General features: G+C 45.9%; 13 protein-coding genes and 2 riboswitches. Of the genes, 8 read left to right on the top strand and 5 right to left on the bottom strand.

The annotated features are described in order from the left end of the window. Positions 1–58: 58 nt before the first annotated feature. Both DCMF_RS17365 and DCMF_RS17360 read left to right on the top strand, forming a co-directional pair. A complete protein-coding gene (locus DCMF_RS17365) occupies positions 59–1,345 on the top strand; it encodes an ArgE/DapE family deacylase (RefSeq protein WP_148135583.1) in 1,287 nt (428 codons plus the stop codon). A gap of 97 nt (positions 1,346–1,442) precedes the next feature. Beyond that, positions 1,443–2,204, top strand: a complete 762-nt coding sequence (locus DCMF_RS17360) for a dimethylarginine dimethylaminohydrolase family protein (protein ID WP_148135582.1) — start codon at positions 1,443–1,445, stop codon at positions 2,202–2,204. A 176-nt stretch (positions 2,205–2,380) separates the two neighbouring features. On the opposite strand, the gene DCMF_RS17355 is transcribed toward DCMF_RS17360, so the two are convergent. Further along, on the bottom strand, positions 2,381–3,586 hold the full coding sequence (locus DCMF_RS17355; protein ID WP_148135581.1) for an ornithine--oxo-acid transaminase: 1,206 nt from the start codon (positions 3,584–3,586) through the stop codon (positions 2,381–2,383). 367 nt (positions 3,587–3,953) lie between these two features. Here DCMF_RS17355 and ilvB point away from each other — a divergent pair, with 367 nt between their 5' ends. The 5 genes from ilvB to DCMF_RS17330 all read left to right on the top strand — a co-directional run bounded on the left by ilvB (position 3,954) and on the right by DCMF_RS17330 (position 9,616). Beyond that, a complete protein-coding gene (ilvB, locus tag DCMF_RS17350; protein WP_418219660.1) occupies positions 3,954–5,615 on the top strand; it encodes a biosynthetic-type acetolactate synthase large subunit in 1,662 nt (553 codons plus the stop codon). 3 nt (positions 5,616–5,618) lie between these two features. Further along, positions 5,619–6,116 carry an acetolactate synthase small subunit gene (gene ilvN, locus DCMF_RS17345; RefSeq protein WP_148135579.1) on the top strand — a complete coding sequence of 166 codons (498 nt, stop codon included), beginning with the start codon at positions 5,619–5,621 and terminating at the stop codon, positions 6,114–6,116. A gap of 440 nt (positions 6,117–6,556) precedes the next feature. Continuing rightward, positions 6,557–7,543 (top strand): acyl-CoA dehydratase activase-related protein, encoded by a 987-nt coding sequence (locus DCMF_RS17340; RefSeq protein WP_148135578.1) that lies wholly within the window; start codon positions 6,557–6,559, stop codon positions 7,541–7,543. Further along, a complete protein-coding gene (locus DCMF_RS17335) occupies positions 7,540–8,643 on the top strand; it encodes a 2-hydroxyacyl-CoA dehydratase (protein WP_148135577.1) in 1,104 nt (367 codons plus the stop codon). The genes DCMF_RS17340 and DCMF_RS17335 overlap by 4 nt, the downstream gene beginning before the upstream one ends. A 10-nt stretch (positions 8,644–8,653) precedes the next feature. After that, complete coding sequence (locus DCMF_RS17330) at positions 8,654–9,616, top strand: acyl-CoA dehydratase activase (RefSeq protein ID WP_148135576.1); 963 nt, start codon at positions 8,654–8,656, stop codon at positions 9,614–9,616. A 20-nt stretch (positions 9,617–9,636) separates the two neighbouring features. Here the strand turns inward: DCMF_RS17330 and DCMF_RS17325 are convergent, their stop codons facing one another. Both DCMF_RS17325 and DCMF_RS30350 read right to left on the bottom strand, forming a co-directional pair. Next, positions 9,637–10,473 (bottom strand): GGDEF domain-containing protein, encoded by an 837-nt coding sequence (locus tag DCMF_RS17325; RefSeq protein ID WP_148135575.1) that lies wholly within the window; start codon positions 10,471–10,473, stop codon positions 9,637–9,639. Continuing rightward, the gene (locus tag DCMF_RS30350) at positions 10,470–11,480 is read right to left on the bottom strand and encodes an HD-GYP domain-containing protein (RefSeq protein WP_148135574.1); all 1,011 of its coding nucleotides are present in this window, start codon (positions 11,478–11,480) and stop codon (positions 10,470–10,472) included. The genes DCMF_RS17325 and DCMF_RS30350 overlap by 4 nt, the downstream gene beginning before the upstream one ends. Positions 11,481–11,495: 15 nt before the next feature. Beyond that, positions 11,496–11,579, bottom strand: a riboswitch (cyclic di-GMP riboswitch). 72 nt (positions 11,580–11,651) lie between these two features. After that, a riboswitch (cyclic di-GMP riboswitch) is annotated at positions 11,652–11,737 on the bottom strand. A gap of 166 nt (positions 11,738–11,903) precedes the next feature. Between DCMF_RS30350 and DCMF_RS17315 the strand changes: the two genes are divergently transcribed. Further along, a complete protein-coding gene (locus DCMF_RS17315) occupies positions 11,904–12,314 on the top strand; it encodes a putative ABC transporter permease (RefSeq protein ID WP_148135573.1) in 411 nt (136 codons plus the stop codon). A gap of 431 nt (positions 12,315–12,745) precedes the next feature. Here DCMF_RS17315 and DCMF_RS17310 read toward each other — a convergent pair whose 3' ends face one another. Next, positions 12,746–14,200, bottom strand: a complete 1,455-nt coding sequence (locus tag DCMF_RS17310; protein WP_236860051.1) for an IS1182 family transposase — start codon at positions 14,198–14,200, stop codon at positions 12,746–12,748. A gap of 192 nt (positions 14,201–14,392) precedes the next feature. Beyond that, the gene (locus tag DCMF_RS17305) at positions 14,393–16,063 is read right to left on the bottom strand and encodes a nucleoside kinase (RefSeq protein ID WP_214658694.1); all 1,671 of its coding nucleotides are present in this window, start codon (positions 16,061–16,063) and stop codon (positions 14,393–14,395) included. Between the last annotated feature and the right edge of the window lie 99 nt (positions 16,064–16,162).

Below are 16,162 nucleotides of genomic sequence, written 5' to 3'. Positions count from 1 at the left end.
AAAAAAGCCCATCTGGGCTTTTTCTTATGATATAATGAGGGCTAGGAGATGAGGCTAAATGAATGGTTTGGAGCAAAAAATATCCCAGGCAGTAGATTCCCTGAAAGAAGAAATGATAGAATTTATTCAACAACTGATGGCCTATCCCAGTTTAACCGGCCAGGAAGAAAAAGTGCAAATGGTGGTAGCGGAAAAATTAAAGTCCCTGGGACTGGAAGTGGATGCTTATTACATAAATTTTGATCAAATCACGGACCATCCCGCTTTTTGTGATGACGGCGTTTCTTTTGGAAACCGGCTCAATGTGATTGGACGCTGGAAACCAAAGCACGGCGCGGAAGGCCCAAAGAAAGGCAAGGCCGGCTCTTTAATCCTCAACGGCCATATGGACGTGGTGTCGCCGGGAAATGAGCAACTATGGCAAGGGTCCCCCTGGCAGGGGAGAATTGCGCACGGAAAGCTATATGGAAGAGGTTCCTGCGATATGAAATCCGGATTTGCCGCGGCAATCTTTGCCATCAAAGCCTTGCAAAAGATCGGTTTTTCTCCTCTCGGAGAGGTCATGATTCAAAGTGTGGTGGGAGAAGAGACCGGCGGAGCCGGCACCTTAGCAAACATCGCGAAAGGTTACAAAGCGGATGCGGCGATCATTTTGGAACCAACCCAGTTAAAAATCTGCCCGGTGCAATCGGGTGCCTTGTCTTTCCGGATCAAAGTAAGAGGCCGGTCCATTCATGCTTGTATGAAGAATAAAGGAATAAGTGCCATTGATAAGTTTTATTTGATATTTGACGCAATTAACACACTGGAATACCAGCGGCATCATCACTACCGAAACGACTTGTATGACGATCCCAAGAATATCGCACCGATTTGTTTCGGCACCATCAAAGGCGGCGATTGGCCCTCTACAGTGCCGGATGAACTGGTCGCGGAAGGGAGATACGGCATCTTCCCCGGTGAATCTCCCGGCGCAGCAAAAGCACTCTTTGAGGAAACGGTAAAACACGCTGCGGAAAAAGATGACTGGTTAAAAGAAAATCTTCCTGTCGTGGAATGGTTTGAAGGACAATTTGAATCCGGCATCACGGATATTCATGAACCGATTATTAAAACGCTCAGCGAGGCGCACCGGTGTATTTTGGGTCAGGATCCTGAGATCCGGGGCGTGACCTACGGGTCGGATTTGCGGCTTTTTACCAACCATGCCGGTATCCCGGCTATCCTCTACGGCCCCGGAAATGTAGAAAATGCCCATGCCGTCAATGAGTGGATTTCCCTGGATGAGATTTTTTACTGTATGAATGTGATTGCCTTAACCATTTGTCAATGGTGCGGGGAGTAGTGTGACGGATATTATTTTGGCATTGTTCTTGCATGTAATTTAGCGGTAGAAGCTGGGCATCGGGAAGGACTACTGTTTTTACTAAGGAGGGAAATTAATGTTTAAACATGCCATCGTGAGAAAGCCATGTCAAGCCATGATTGATGGAATTACTACGGCAAACCTGGGCACACCGGACTATGAACTGGCCCTGAAGCAGCATGATTTCTATGTGGAAACTTTGAAAAAATGCGGGGTTGAGGTGACGGTATTAGAAGCTGATGAAAGGTATCCGGACTCTTGCTTTGTGGAAGACGTTGCCCTCTGTACGAAAAAATGCGCCATTATTACCAACCCGGGGGCTCCCACCCGTAAAGGCGAAGAAGAAGAAATGAAGGAAGTCCTAAAAAGGTTCTATGAAAATATGGAATTTATCCAAGATCCGGGCACCGTGGAAGCAGGAGACATTATGATGGTGGGGGACCATTTTTATATCGGTCTTTCCGCCCGGACCAATCAAGAGGGCGCCCGCCAAATGATTCATATCCTAAACAAATGCGGCTTTACCGGTTCCATGGTACCGTTAAAAGAAGTGCTGCACTTAAAAACAGGGCTGTCTTATCTGGAAAATAACCACCTTTTGATTTCGGGTGAATTTGTGGAAGACCCTGCCTTTAAAGAATTTCACAAAATCATTGTTTCGGAAGATGAATTATATACGTCCAACTGTATCTGGGTCAATGATCATGTGCTGATTCCGGCCGGTTTCCCGAAGACGCTAAAAGAAGTCGAGCAATTAGGATATGTGGTCCATGAAGTAGACATGTCGGAGTTTAGAAAGCTGGATGGAGGGTTAAGCTGTCTTTCATTAAGATTCTAAATAAGATTTAGCCCGATAAAAAAACCGGTTGCGCGATCACAACCGGCTTTTTTTGTACTTTCACAATTTATAAGTTCTAGAAGGTTGAAAGTATAAGTGCAACTAAGGCTTCCGCCGTCGCCAGAGGCTTGGCGCAAGCCAAGTTTTCTAGTCTCTTTCAGGGGGCAAAGAGGTATTTAGAGGGAGATTTCTTTTGATAAAGCCTGTTTAATTTTATCTATCCCCCATTGCAGGTCCTCTTTGGTGATGATCAAAGGAGGGGCAAAGCGGATCACATTGTCGTGGGTTTCCTTGCACAGGACTCCTTTTTCTTTTAACAACTCGCAGTAAGGCCGGGCTTTCACACGAAGTTCCATTCCCACAAATAGGCCCTTTCCTCTAATTTCTTTGATCAAGGGGTTATTGATTTCCCGAAGTTCATTTACCAGGAAGCGGCCTAATTCCAGAGACCGGTCGGGCAAATGTTCCTCCATGGTTACTTTCATGGCGGCGATGGCTACTGCACAGGCTAAAGGATTACCTCCAAAAGTGGATCCATGGGATCCAGGTTCGAAAAGATCCATAATTTTCCTGTTGGCGGCGATGGCTGAGATGGGGAATACTCCTCCGCCCAGGGCTTTTCCCAGGATGAAAATATCAGGGGTGACATCTTCCCAGTCACAGGCAAACATTTTTCCGGTACGGCCGAACCCGGTTTGAATTTCATCCGCTAGAAGCAGAACATTATTTTCCCGGCAAATTTGCCCCGCCTGTTTTAAGAAGCCGTCCGGAGGAATCACAATGCCTGCTTCCCCTTGAATGGGCTCTATCAAAAGTGCGGCCGTATTGTCTGTAATCGCGTTTCTGAATGCCTCGATATCCCCGTAAGGGATGATTTTGAAACCAGGGGCAAAGGCGCCAAAGCTTCTTTTATAAGCCGGTTCTGAAGACATGGAAACTGCGGCCAGGGTCCGTCCGTGGAAATTCCCGCTGCAGACGATGATCTCCGCCTGATCCGGGGTAATTTTTTTCGCCTCATAGCCCCAGCGGCGGGCGGCTTTGAGCGCGGTTTCAACTGCTTCAGCCCCGGTATTCATAGGCAGTACTTTATCTTCCCTGGTTAGCTTACTCACCATTTCTAAAAAAAGACCCAACTGATCGTTATGAAATGCCCGGGAAGTAAGGGTAACTTTGTCCGCTTGGTCTTTCAGCGCCTGGATAATTTTGGGATGCCGGTGCCCCTGATTTAATGCGGAATAGCAGCTCAACATGTCCAAATATTTTTTCCCTTCCGGGTCTTCCACCCAGACACCCTCCGCCCGGGAAATTACAATGGGTAAAGGAAGATAATTCCGGGCACCATATTGTTCATTTAATGCAATAATTTCAGAAGTAATCGTCATCTTTTCATTCCTCCTGTGTGGTGATTATATTTTATGGTTTTTTACTGCAATTTATATGCCAGAAAAACGCTCTGAAATCGTAAAGATGAATTTTTTTGTTCAAGTGCCGGCAGGGGGAAAGTGAAAAAGTAGGAAAAGGCAAAAACAAGGGTCAAGGTGATTTGTCAATATTGAAAAATCTTTCTCATTTATGTTAATGAATGTGGGAATTGGCCTCGCTTTTTTCGGCGCATCCGGACCAAAAAGAAAAAACACGGGGATCCTGCCCAGGTTTTCCTTGCCAGAATTCTTGCCAGGTGTTAAAATAGTAGAAATATTTTACTTTACCATTTGAATTGATATTGTTATGGGGGGAAAAGCTGTGTTGATGAGTGGAGCCCAGGCAGTGGTGGAGAGCCTTAAAGCAGAGGGCGTGGATCTAGTTTTCGGCTATCCCGGAGGCCAAGCTTTACATTTATATGATGCTCTTTATGATTCAGGGATTACCCATATCCTGACCAGGCATGAGCAGGGGGCCGCCCATGCGGCAGACGGTTATGCCCGGGCTACGGGAAGAGTGGGGGTCTGTATTGCCACCTCCGGACCCGGCGCGACAAATTTGGTGACGGGAATTGCCAACGCCTATATGGATTCGGTACCGGTCGTTTTTATTACCTCCCAGGTACCCACTTCACTGATCGGGAAAGATTCTTTTCAGGAAGCGGATATTACCGGGATTACCACACCGATTACGAAACATAATTTTTTGGTAAAAAGACCCCAGGATTTGCTTACCGCCATTAAGCAGGCATTCTATATTGCCCGTACAGGCAGGCCTGGGCCGGTACTAATCGACATTCCCAAAGATATCGCAGGTGCGAAAGTCGATTTTCACTACCCGGAGAAGGTTAATTTAAGAGGATATCAACCCTTGTTTGCCGGAGACCAATGCAAAATCCGCTTGGTTGCGGAGGAAATAAAAAAAGCCCGGTGTCCCGTTTTTTTTGTGGGGGGCGGCATCAATATTTCTGAAGGCTGGGATGAATTTGCCCTCTTAGCGGAAAAGACGGGGATTCCTGTTGTATCCAGCTTAATGGGCTTGGGATCATTTCCTTCTCAGGAACCGATGCACTTAGGAATGGTAGGGATGCACGGTACTTATGCTGCGAATCAGGCCGTCACGAACTGTGACCTGCTCATCGGTATCGGTGTGCGGTTCGATGACCGTGTTACCGGCATGGTTTCCCGGTTTGCCCCCAATGCGGCGGTTGTTCATTTTGATATTGACCCGGCGGAAATTAACAAAAATGTGAAGACCGATATCCGGGTGGTAGGACATCTAAAATGGTCCCTGCCCCAGCTGAACAAAATTGTGGAGCCGGGTGAAATTGAAGATTGGAAAGAACAAGTGCTTGCCTGGAAAAATGACAGGCCGTTGAAATACCAAACTTGCGCAAAGGAAGTAAAACCGCAAAGCGTGATTCAGGCCATAGACGAACTGACCTGCGGTGAAGCGCTGATTGTGACGGATGTAGGCCAGCATCAAATGTGGACCGCCCAGTACTTCAACTTTAAAAATCCCCGGAGTTTTATTACATCCGGCGGTTTGGGCACCATGGGATTTGGCCTGCCTGCCGCCATCGGCGCCCAGTTTGGCTGTCCGGATAAAATGATTTGGACCATCTCCGGAGATGGCAGTATCTTAATGAATGTTCAGGAAATTGCCACTGCTGTAGAGCATCACCTGCCCGTAAAAGTAGCGGTGCTGAATAACAGGGGATTGGGGATGGTGCGCCAGTGGCAGCGTATGTTTTATGAAAAAAGATATTCCGGTTCCAAGCATGAAGTAGGGACCGATTTTGCCGGAGTAGCAGAAGCTTTTGGCGCCAAAGGCTTTCGGGTCGCCAATCAAAATGAGTTGCTGCCCGTACTGAAAGAGGCCATGCATATTACGGGCCCGGTACTGATAGATATTTTGGTTACGGAAGAGGAAGACGTGCTGCCCATGGTGCCTGCCGGTGCACCTATCGATCAGATGATAGGAGGATGAGGAATGAAATATACACTAGCGGTCCTGGTAGAAAATAGACCGGGAGTGCTTACCCACATTTCCGGACTGATCTCCCGCCGGGCTTTCAATATTGAAAGCATTACGGCCGGGCATACGGAAGAGCCGGATATGACGAGAATTACTTTAGTGGTGGATGCGGAAAATGAAGATGAATTAGAACAGGTAGTAAACCAGTTAAGTAAGCTGGTTGATGTGATTAAAATTATTAATTTGACGAAAGTGGACTCCATCAACCGGGATCTGGCCTTGATTAAAGTGAGGGCATTGCCGAAAAACCGGTCGGATATTGTAGACATCGTGGACATTTTCCGGGCCAAGATTGTGGATGTGCATCCGGAAACCATGGTGATTGAGCTCACCGGAGAAGAAGACAAAATAGACGCTTTATGTGAAGTATTGAAGGATCACGGCATCATCGAGATTGTGCGCACCGGAAAAATCGCCTTATCCCGAAGTGCCCAGGCGGCAAAAGACAGTTGAAGCAATTTTGTGAGGGGAAAACTCACCATTTGGTGGGTTTTTTCTTGGGAAATGATGCAATTGTTTCCCGGCATCCCGGGTATCGGCACCCGCTCCCGCGAGAAAATTCGGCTTGCGCCAGCCTGTGGCGACGGCGGAAGTATAAATTGTGAAAGTAAAAAAAAGCCCTGGCGGGCTTTTTTAAGTATTAATTAAGTTGCAGGAGTTCCTTTTTTCACGTCGAATTAAAAAATCAGGGTACCCTCTTTTGCGAAAAGACTGCAGGAGGCATCTGTTAGCACAGGTCTATTGGACTTGTTTTATTTTGATTGTTTTTGTGATTGATTTCCCATAATTGTGGAGCTGGGCATAATTTATCGTTGATGGGGATATTTTTTGATGAACGGGCTAGTAACTAATAGGTTCCAAAATTTATTTAGGCCTTTTCGGAGGGTAATTCCATGAAAATCGGCATACCTCGGGCGTTGCTTTTTTATTATTATTTTCCCCTGTGGAAAACTTTGTTTGAGGAATTAGGCCATGAGGTGATCATTTCTGATGTGACGAAAAAAAAGATTGTTGATGCGGGTGTAAAGGTTTCCGTTCCGGAAATTTGCGTACCCATAAAAATATTTAACGGTCATATTTTAAACCTGATCGAAAAGAAGGTGGATTATTTCTTTATTCCCCGCATGATCTCTGTGGAACGGGGGCTCACTTTTTGCCCCAAATTTTTGGGCTTACCGGATATGGCCAGGTATACTTTCCCGGCTTTAGAAGGAAAAATCATTACCCCGAAGATTAGCGCCAAAAATGAGACCATCTCTGATCTTGATTGTTACCGGGAGGTCCAGAAACTATTTAACATTGAAGAAAGAGAAATGAAGCGGGCTTTAAGGAAGGCCAAAAAGCACTGGATGGCCTTCCGAAAGATCAGCAAAAAGGGGTATCTGATTCATGAAGCCATGAATCTGGTGGAAAAGCCTCAAGAAGTAAAGCCTAAGGTGCATAAGGGCGACGTGACCATCGGGTTAATCGGCTATGTTTATGATGTTTATGACGAATTCGTCAGTATGAATATTGCTTCAAAATTAGAGGACATGGGGGCGAACGTCTTAACCTTTGAGATGTTGGAGGAAAAAATCATCGCCCGGGAAATAAAACCCATGAATAAAGCTCTATTTTGGACATTTTCTAATAAAATTTTAGGAGCGGGAATAAATTTTTATAAAGATCCCAGAATAGACGGCATTGTTCATGTTACGGCCTTTGGGTGCGGACCTGATTCCCTGCTCGGGAAGCTGTTGGAATTGGATTCTGGGGAGTTTAATAAGCCTTTTATGACGGTGCGGGTAGATGAGCATACCGGAGAAAGTCACTTGCAAACAAGGATTGAAGCCTTTGTTGATATGTTGCGAAAGAAAAAAAAGAAGAGGGTTGTGCAATGAAGGTATCTTTTCCTTATATGGGAACGCCAATTGGCTATAAAAAGCTTTTAACTCTTTTAGGTCACCAAATTATTGATCCGCCTAAACCAACCCAACGTACGATTGATCTGGGCGCCAAGTATAGTCCGGAATTTGCCTGTTTTCCCATGAAGGTTCTTTTAGGGACCTATATCGAAGCAATTGAAATGGGTGCAGACACGCTGGTATCCTCGGGGGGGCACGGCCCTTGCCGGGCCGGGTTTTACGGCGAGGTTCAGGAAAAGATTCTCAGAAGCCTGGGCTATCAGGCTGAGGTGATCATCTTTGATTCCTTTAAGCAGGATTTTTGGGGATTTGTGAAAAAAGTCAAGAAGATTAAAGGAAAAAGCTCCTGGCGGGATGTGTGGCACGCTTTAAAGCTTTCCTACCGTACTCTGAAGATCCTGGATTCCCTGGAAAAACAGATTCAGACTGTGCGCGCCTATGAGGTGAATAAGGGACAGTCCAACATGACCTGGGAAAGAATTGAAAAAATGCTGGATCAGGCGCTCACGGAGGAAGAGTTGACCCGCGCGGCAAAGGCCGGTCAGCAAATGATTGACGCGATTGAGATTTATCAAGTGCCGGAAAAACAAAAGGTGCGCATCGGCATTGTGGGCGAAATTTATGTGGTGATGGAATCCTCCGTCAATATGCGCGTGGAACAAAAATTAGGCGATCTGGGCTGTGAAGTCAGGAGAGCCCATTACCTTTCCGAGTGGGTGGATTACAATTTGATTCCCCACCGTTTTAGCAAACCTCATGAACTGGAGATCATTCGCAAGGGCGAAAAGTATATTGAATTATGTATTGGCGGCCACGCCAGAGAAAATATGGGCTATGTGGTGGATTACAAGGAGCAGGGTTTTGACGGTATTGTTCATTTAATGCCCTTTGGATGTTTGCCGGAACTTATTTCCCAAAGCATCCTGCCTAAAATGGCGAAAGAGCTGGATATCCCCATCCTGACCCTGTCTCTTGATGAGCAAACGGGACGCGCCAACAATTTAACCCGGTTGGAGGCATTTGTAGATTTAATTCGGGCCAAGAAAAACAGCACCAAGTTTAAGCATGTCAGCTAGGGGGAGAACGATGGAAGGTGTGTATTTGGGCATTGATGTAGGCTCTGTCAGTACCAATGTGGTGGCCATCAAGGAAGACGGCAGGGTGCTTTATTCCCAATACTTAAGGACTGACGGACAGCCCTTGGAATCAGTGAAAACTTGTTTCAAGCACTTGCGTGATCAGCATGGAGAAATTAAGGTGCTGGGCGTAGGGACGACAGGGAGCGGCCGACAGTTGGTGGGAATCATGGTCGGGGCGGATGTCGTAAAAAATGAGATCACAGCCCATGCTACGGCCACAGTTTTTGAATATCCTGAGGTGAGAACCATTTTTGAAATCGGCGGGCAGGACTCCAAGATCATTGTTGTCAATGACGGGGTTGTGGTTGATTTTGCTATGAATACGGTTTGTGCCGCGGGAACAGGATCTTTTTTGGATCATCAGGCCGAACGGTTAAAAGTGCCCATTGAGCAGTTCGGCGATCTGGCTTTAGAGGCTGTAAAAGATGTGCGCATCGCCGGGAGATGTACTGTGTTTGCGGAATCGGATATGATCGCGAAGCAGCAGTTCGGTTTTTCCAAAGGAGAAATTATTAAAGGGCTTTGTGAAGCATTGGTGCGGAATTATATTAACAACCTGGGAAGAGGAAAAATGTTGGAGCCGCCCTTTGTTTTTCAAGGGGGAGTGGCCGCCAATAAAGGAATCAGAGCCGCTTTTGAGAAAGAAATGAAGTCGGAGATTATCATTCCCCAGCATTTCGGCATCATGGGCGCCATTGGCGCTGCGCTGATTGTGAAGGATTATATCAGTGAAAGCGGTGCCCAGACCAAGTTTCGGGGCTTTGATGTGGCGGACTTGGATTTTGTCCCGTCCAGTTTTACCTGCTCCGGGTGTTCCAATAATTGTGAGATCATCCGGGTAGAGCTGGATGGCACCTTCGTGGCTGCTTGGGGTGACCGGTGCGGCAAATGGACCAACGGCACCATCTAGGTAGAAATTTTCCAATGTCATTACATCATCAGTAAAGAGTGGCCTTCTTTTTTGGCCTTGGTGGAAGCAAGGCTGGCCAAATTGATCAAATCATCCAATACTGCGGCATCATCCATATGACGTCTGCGCTGTCTTTTTCCCCCCGATAAACCTACTGATATTGTGATTGGTAGGTTTTTGTATTGAAAACTACGCTCAATTAACTGAATGGCCTCTTCCGCCCATTTTGTCAATGCTTCTATTTTCCGGATGGAAAGCACAATAAATTCATCCCCGCCGAAACGTCCCAGATAGTCTTGATTCGGTTTAATCGCGGAAGATAAAATTTGGCCGATGGTTTTTAAGCACTTGTCACCCATAATATGACCAAATTTTTTGTTGAATTGGCCAAAATCATCGAGATCAAAAAATAAAACGACAATGTCTATTCCTTCTCTCAAAAGTGTTTCACCGATAAACCGGACATAGTTGGAGTTATGTAAATCGGTCAGAGGATCAATGTGTTTTCCTTTTTCATATAAGAGATCGGCTTTTGTGATAATCCCCACCAGCGTGTTTTCCCACAGTACGGGCAGGTGTTCGATGCCGGCATCTTCCATGAGCTGAAAGGCCTGCCAGATAGAAGCATCCTTACTGATGGTAAGGGGGTGATCCGTCATGGCGTCGGCCACAAGTCTGTTCCCATTGGACTGACGAATATCTCGTGACGTAATAATACCAATCACTTTACCCTCCTCTACCACAGGGAGCCCGCCAATTTTATACCGGTCCATCTTTTGGGCTGCCTGCCGGATGCTTTCTTCGGGATGAGTCGTGATCACGGGATGTTTCATGATGCTGTCAACGACAGAAATCATAATTCAACCACCCTTTTTACGACGATTGTGAGATCTAATTGAGCTTTGGCCACCGTAGTTTCACTGACGGCTTTGACTCCTTCTTCCAGAATGATCGGGAGTAATTTCTCTTGGGGAATCAGATCCAGAAGTGATTTGCGTACGATGACTGCCTCGATATGGCCCTCCTTCTGGGGAATGATTTCATATTGATTTGGTGATAAAGCATTCACCATTCTTCGCGCCGCCTCAGGCCCGATGGGGGCTTTGCGGCCGACTAGAAGCACATCTTGCATGGGGGGTATTTCAAATTGTGAAAATTTAAGGGATATTTCGGCTTGCCGAACGGTTTCGTTAGAAGATGGCATTTCTATCTCCCCAATCAATTTTTTTTGAGAAGTAAGTGTGACCAGTGTTTGTGCTAAATGAGCGTCAAATTGGGTTCCGGAATTCTTCATCAATTCCGCACAAGTTTCATGCAACGACAGGGATGGTTGATAGGGCCTGCGGGAGATCATGGCGTCAAAAGCATCGGCAATACAGATGATTCTTGCTTCTAAGGGAATGCTCAACCCTTTCAGCCCTAAATACCCTTTGCCGTCCATTCTTTCATGATGATAAGCAATAATATGTTCTATCTTTTTGGTCCAAGGAAAGGCAGACAAAATATTGACCCCGGTTAAGGGATGCTGTTTAATTAAGTGCCATTCCTGATCTGTTAATTTTGTCGACTTCTCCAAAATGAGCGGTGCGATTTTAATCTTGCCGATATCATGGAGCAGACCTCCGATAGTAACGGTGATTACTTTATCCGGGGAAAGTCCTATTTCCTTTGCGATTAAAAAAGACCAGCGCGCCACATTAATCGAGTGCCTGAAAGTCTCATAATGGTGTTTTTTTAGAATCTGCAAGAGATGGACAATATTCCTTTTCGCCGGGAAGCATAAAAGCGGTTGATGAGACTTTTGCAGGGAAAGGTCAGCTGCATCAATAAAGTCTTCTGCCCATAAGTATTTAAGACCAAACAAAAAATAAAACCCTCCTTCGGTAGCTGGCTACCATGGTTATGCACCTTAGGCCCTATAGCTTTGCGCCACTGCCTTTCGACAGTTTTGCCCTTTCGGTTAAGGCGGAAATGGGACGAATAGCCGTTTATGCCGAAAAAAATACAGCCACGACTACACAAAGAAAAATACTTCTTCGGTAGCTGGCTGCCATAACAAAAATTGTTTTAGGCCCTGTAGTTTTGCGCCACTGCCTTTCGACAGTTTTGCCTATTATCGGAAAGTAAAATAACCAAAAATTTCTTTATATGAATACATTCTCCCAAGTTTGTCGAGCTTTGTCAATATTTTAGCCAAATTTTTCTTTTTAATTAGGCTTTATTCCTGTCCAGCCCGGTAAGATAAAAATTAAAGCATAAATTTGTCCATAAATGACACAAATATAATATGATCAATCGATTTGTTTTTTATGGAATAATTGGTTGGTGTATCGAGGTCATCTGGACAGGACTTGCTTCTCTCCTCAGGGGAGATTTGCGGCTGGTGAGCAGGACCTATTTATGGATGTTCGCTATTTACGGATTGGCCGTATTTTTAGAGCCCCTGCACGAGCGCGTCAGGCAGTATTCCTGGATGGTGCGGGGGACCGTCTGGATGGTGGTAATATTCTTTATTGAATATACCACAGGCTACATCCTGGATCTGGTCATTGGGGCCTGTCCCTGGAATTATGCCCGGGACGCTTCTTTAGCCACGTTCCGGGGGTATATCCGTTTAGACTATGCCCCGGCCTGGTTCGCAGCAGGACTGGCCTTTGAAAAAATTCATGATTACTTAAAGAGGATCGGTATTCGCTAAAATTTGAGCTTGTTGATAAACCCTCATCTACGTTGCGAAGGCCATGGACGGCCTAGTGTCGCGATGCCATGGATGGCAAGGAGCGACTACAGCTGCGCATTCTTGCTCGACGTACGTTAGTTGGGGACATTCCCCGCACATTATCTCTCATGCATTGGGGTGTGTCCCCTGACCTTAGCCGGTTTCTGAACAAGCTCTTTTATTAGATAGTCTAAGTTTTTTCCTGAAACAGCTTTGAGCAACAGTACATGTTCTAGGCTTCACCAAAAACCGAAGAACTGAAAAACCGTAAAACCCGTTTTTTCAAGGGCACTGAAAAATCCCCGTTTTTAGAGACGGGGATTTCTCAGTGCATAAATATGCGTTGTAATTTTCGTAGGAATAAGCGGAAAATTTGTTGGGTTTCGCTTGAAATAAAAAAGCAGCCCCAATCAGGCCGGATTTAGTGCGGAAAGCTTAACTATCCGCTTCACATTTACCACAAACGCTGTAAAATACGTTTGTAATCGCATGGCGTCAAGCCCCACGGAATCGGCTTTGCCAAGACCGTGCGCCACTTTCATTTCACCGTTTTTTTCTTCAATACGGTGCCGGATTTTCAGCCGTTCACGGAAGTATTCACCGGCTTCAAATTCAAGTCTTAGGCGGTTTTTCTCGTTCGGCTGCGTGATGCTGTAACTCCGTTCTTTCGCTTTTGATTTCCCAACACGGCACTGCTCCCATAGCGGGCATTTTCGGCACTTGACTTTGCTAAACACATATCTCAAATAGGTATTCCCATTCTCTGCGGCCCTTTTTTCAACACGCATAGCCAATTCCCCTGCCGGACATTGTAACAATCCGGCATCTTTGTTGAAAGAAAAACCTTCATCCAGCGACGAGGCGGCAGCAGCCGCCACAGCGGAATTCGTTTTAGCGAAAAGCATCACGCCGTCTTCTTCGCAAGTATCAAGGTTATCTTCGCTGACATACGCCATGTCGCCAATAATTTCCTTAACCTCAACACCATTGTTTTGGGATTTTTCAAGTAGTGCCGGAAGTTGCTTGCAATCCGCTTCTCCACCGTGTGTGACTTCAATGCCTGTTATGATCCGCTCTTCGCTCATAGCCAGATGGCTTTTATAACCGAAAAATGTACTGGTTGCCGTTTTGTGCCCAAAGCGGGCATCCTCATCGTTTTTGGAACGTATTTCACGAATACGCTGTGTGTCCAGCAATTCCTTAATGCGCTCATACAGTTCAATCAGCGAAATTTTCTCGCTTTGCAGTATGTCCTCTTTGACATTTTCAAGCAAGTGGTATGTATATTCGATTTCCTCCGCCAATTCTGCGGTTTCGCTTGGCTTTTCCGGAAACTTTTCGGAAAGCTCTATCATCTCACGGTAAATCTTTCTGCGGAATTGTTTGCTAAGTTCTCTCAGTACCTGTGTGACCGTTTTGGGCCGTGCCGCCGAGTTTGTATGGGTAGAATCCACTATGATCGCTGTGGATTTGATGATTCCTTTTTCTATCCCTTGCCGTATGGTTTCTCTTAGCATATCTTCCAAAATATCTTCTGTAATGCGGGTCTTGCGAAATTTTGTGAGCAAACTTGGATCTATCATTTCAGCTTCTGGGTCTAAATCCAGAAAGTATTTGTATGCCATGTCGGTCTGCGCGCCACTTATTAGCTTTTCGTCAGACAAATCGTACATTTTTTTCAAAAACATCAGCTTGAACATCATCTCCGGCTCCTTAGCCGGGCGCCCGAAGTTTTCACAATACTGTTTCCGCAACATGGGATTCACAAAGCTGAAATCTATATGCTCTTTGATTTTTCGCAACAGGTGTTCTTGGGGAACCACGATATCATAAAGCCCTTGATATGGTGACAAGGACAATTGCATTTGACTGTTGTCCCTCAGCATTCTCTCCCGCTCCCATCCATCCTTTCTTTCTATGCATAATTATACCAAAAATATATGAAAAAATCCATCCCGCTTATGCGAATGGACTTTTTCAGTGCCCTTTTTTTCTATGGTTTTCCCGGATCCCGGTAACCGGTACCCGGATCCCGAAGCCAGCCTTAGGGCTGGCTTCTAATGTACCAGAAAGCAGCTTCCCCCCCAGAACTCTCGTAAGATAGAGTTGAGGGGAATGCCGTCGGCACAGATGGGAGTAAAATACTGCAAAAAGCGGGTCAACCTTTTCGCTTCAGGGTGTTCCGGAGAAGGGGGGGTAATCTTTTGCAGTTCCGGTTCCACCAGGCCTTTCAATACCGCCAGTTCATAAGCTAACGCAGAATTAAAAATAAAATCGGCATCTTCCTGGAAAGGGAAAATATACTTTTCTTCTCCCCGGCGCACAGACGGCCAACGTTTCAAAGTTTTTTCCACACTGCTTCCCCTGAACTGAAGATCTCGGGCCATGCGGCGGATCAGCCGGGTATCGGAACTGGAGATGGGATTGCAGTCGTCGATATTTAATGGGGTTAAAGCGCTCACGTATATTTTTCTTTTATTTTTTTTCGGAATGGTGGAAGTGAGGATTTCATTCAAACCATGGATCCCTTCCACAATCAGAATTTGATTCTTTTCCAGCTTTACCTGCTGGGTACGGGAGGATCTGGTTCCGGTGACAAAATCATATTTAGGCACCCGGACTTCTTTTCCCTCAATTAATTGAGACAGGTGCCGGTTAAAAAGTTCCAGGTCCAAGGCATAAATATTTTCATAGTCCATTTCGCCGAATTCATCCGTGGGTGTATTGGCCCGGTCCACAAAATAATCGTCGAGAGAGATGGCTACGGGTTTAATTCCATTCACCCGGAATTGGATCGATAAGCGCTGGGCAAAGGTGGTTTTGCCGGAAGAGGACGGCCCGGCGATGAGGACCAGCTTTACATCCCGATAGTCGGCACAGATGGCATCCGCAATTTTGGTTAAATCCCTTTCATGAAGTGTTTCCGCCATCTGGATCACTTCATTATGGGATCCTGCTTCCACAATTTCATTGAGCTGGGCAATATTCTCCACCCGCATCAGTTCTCCCCGGCGCTCCGATTCCCGGAAAATAACGGACAGTTTTTTGGGCTCCTGATAGGGAGGAATCAGCTCGGGATGAGATTTGTCCGGAACGCGAATGATAAAGCCCGGGGGAAAATATTTCAGCTCAAAAAGTCCCAGGCAGCCGGTTGACGGTACCATAGGGCCAAAAAAGTCGTCGGTAATCGGTTCACAAGAATAAAGGCTTACGGTGTCCCCCGGCTTATATTTCAGCAAACTGGCTTTTTCCGGCCTTTCCTGGCTTTGAAAATATTTAATGGCATCATCTTTCGATACTTCACGCCGGGTAATGGGTAAATCATGATCAATCACGGCCTGTATTTCTTGTTCAATCTTCACCAAATCCGCTTCCCCAATGGATTCCTCTCCCCGCAGTTCGCAGTAATTCCCCTGGCCGATGGAATGCTCAATTTTTAACTTGTGTTTGGGAAATAGCTTCGTAACGGCAGCTAAGAGTACAAAATGAAGGCTTCTTTTATAAATCCTGATTCCGGTTTCCGAAGAAGCATCAATCCATTGTATCGTGCTGTCCGCGTATAGAGGATAGGTCAATTCCTGCAGTTCCCCGTTCACAAATGCGGCCATAATGGGAAAAGGGTGCGGCGTCAAATGCTGCAATACTTCCTGCAAAGACGTTCCTTGAGCAAATTCTATAAGTTTTTCCCCTATGGTAACTTGGATAAGTTTTAGATTAGGCATACTCATGTTGTCGGCCTCCTTGTAAACAATTATTTCAACATCCGGCTGAAAAGTCCTGCCCATTTTAAATTATGAAGCAGGGTAAAATAATGGTATTGACAAACG

It is taken from the genome of Candidatus Formimonas warabiya (assembly GCF_002777255.1).
Taxonomy (GTDB): Bacteria; Bacillota; Dehalobacteriia; order Dehalobacteriales; family Dehalobacteriaceae; genus Formimonas; species Formimonas warabiya.
This window is presented reverse-complemented; position numbering and strand designations above follow the sequence as displayed.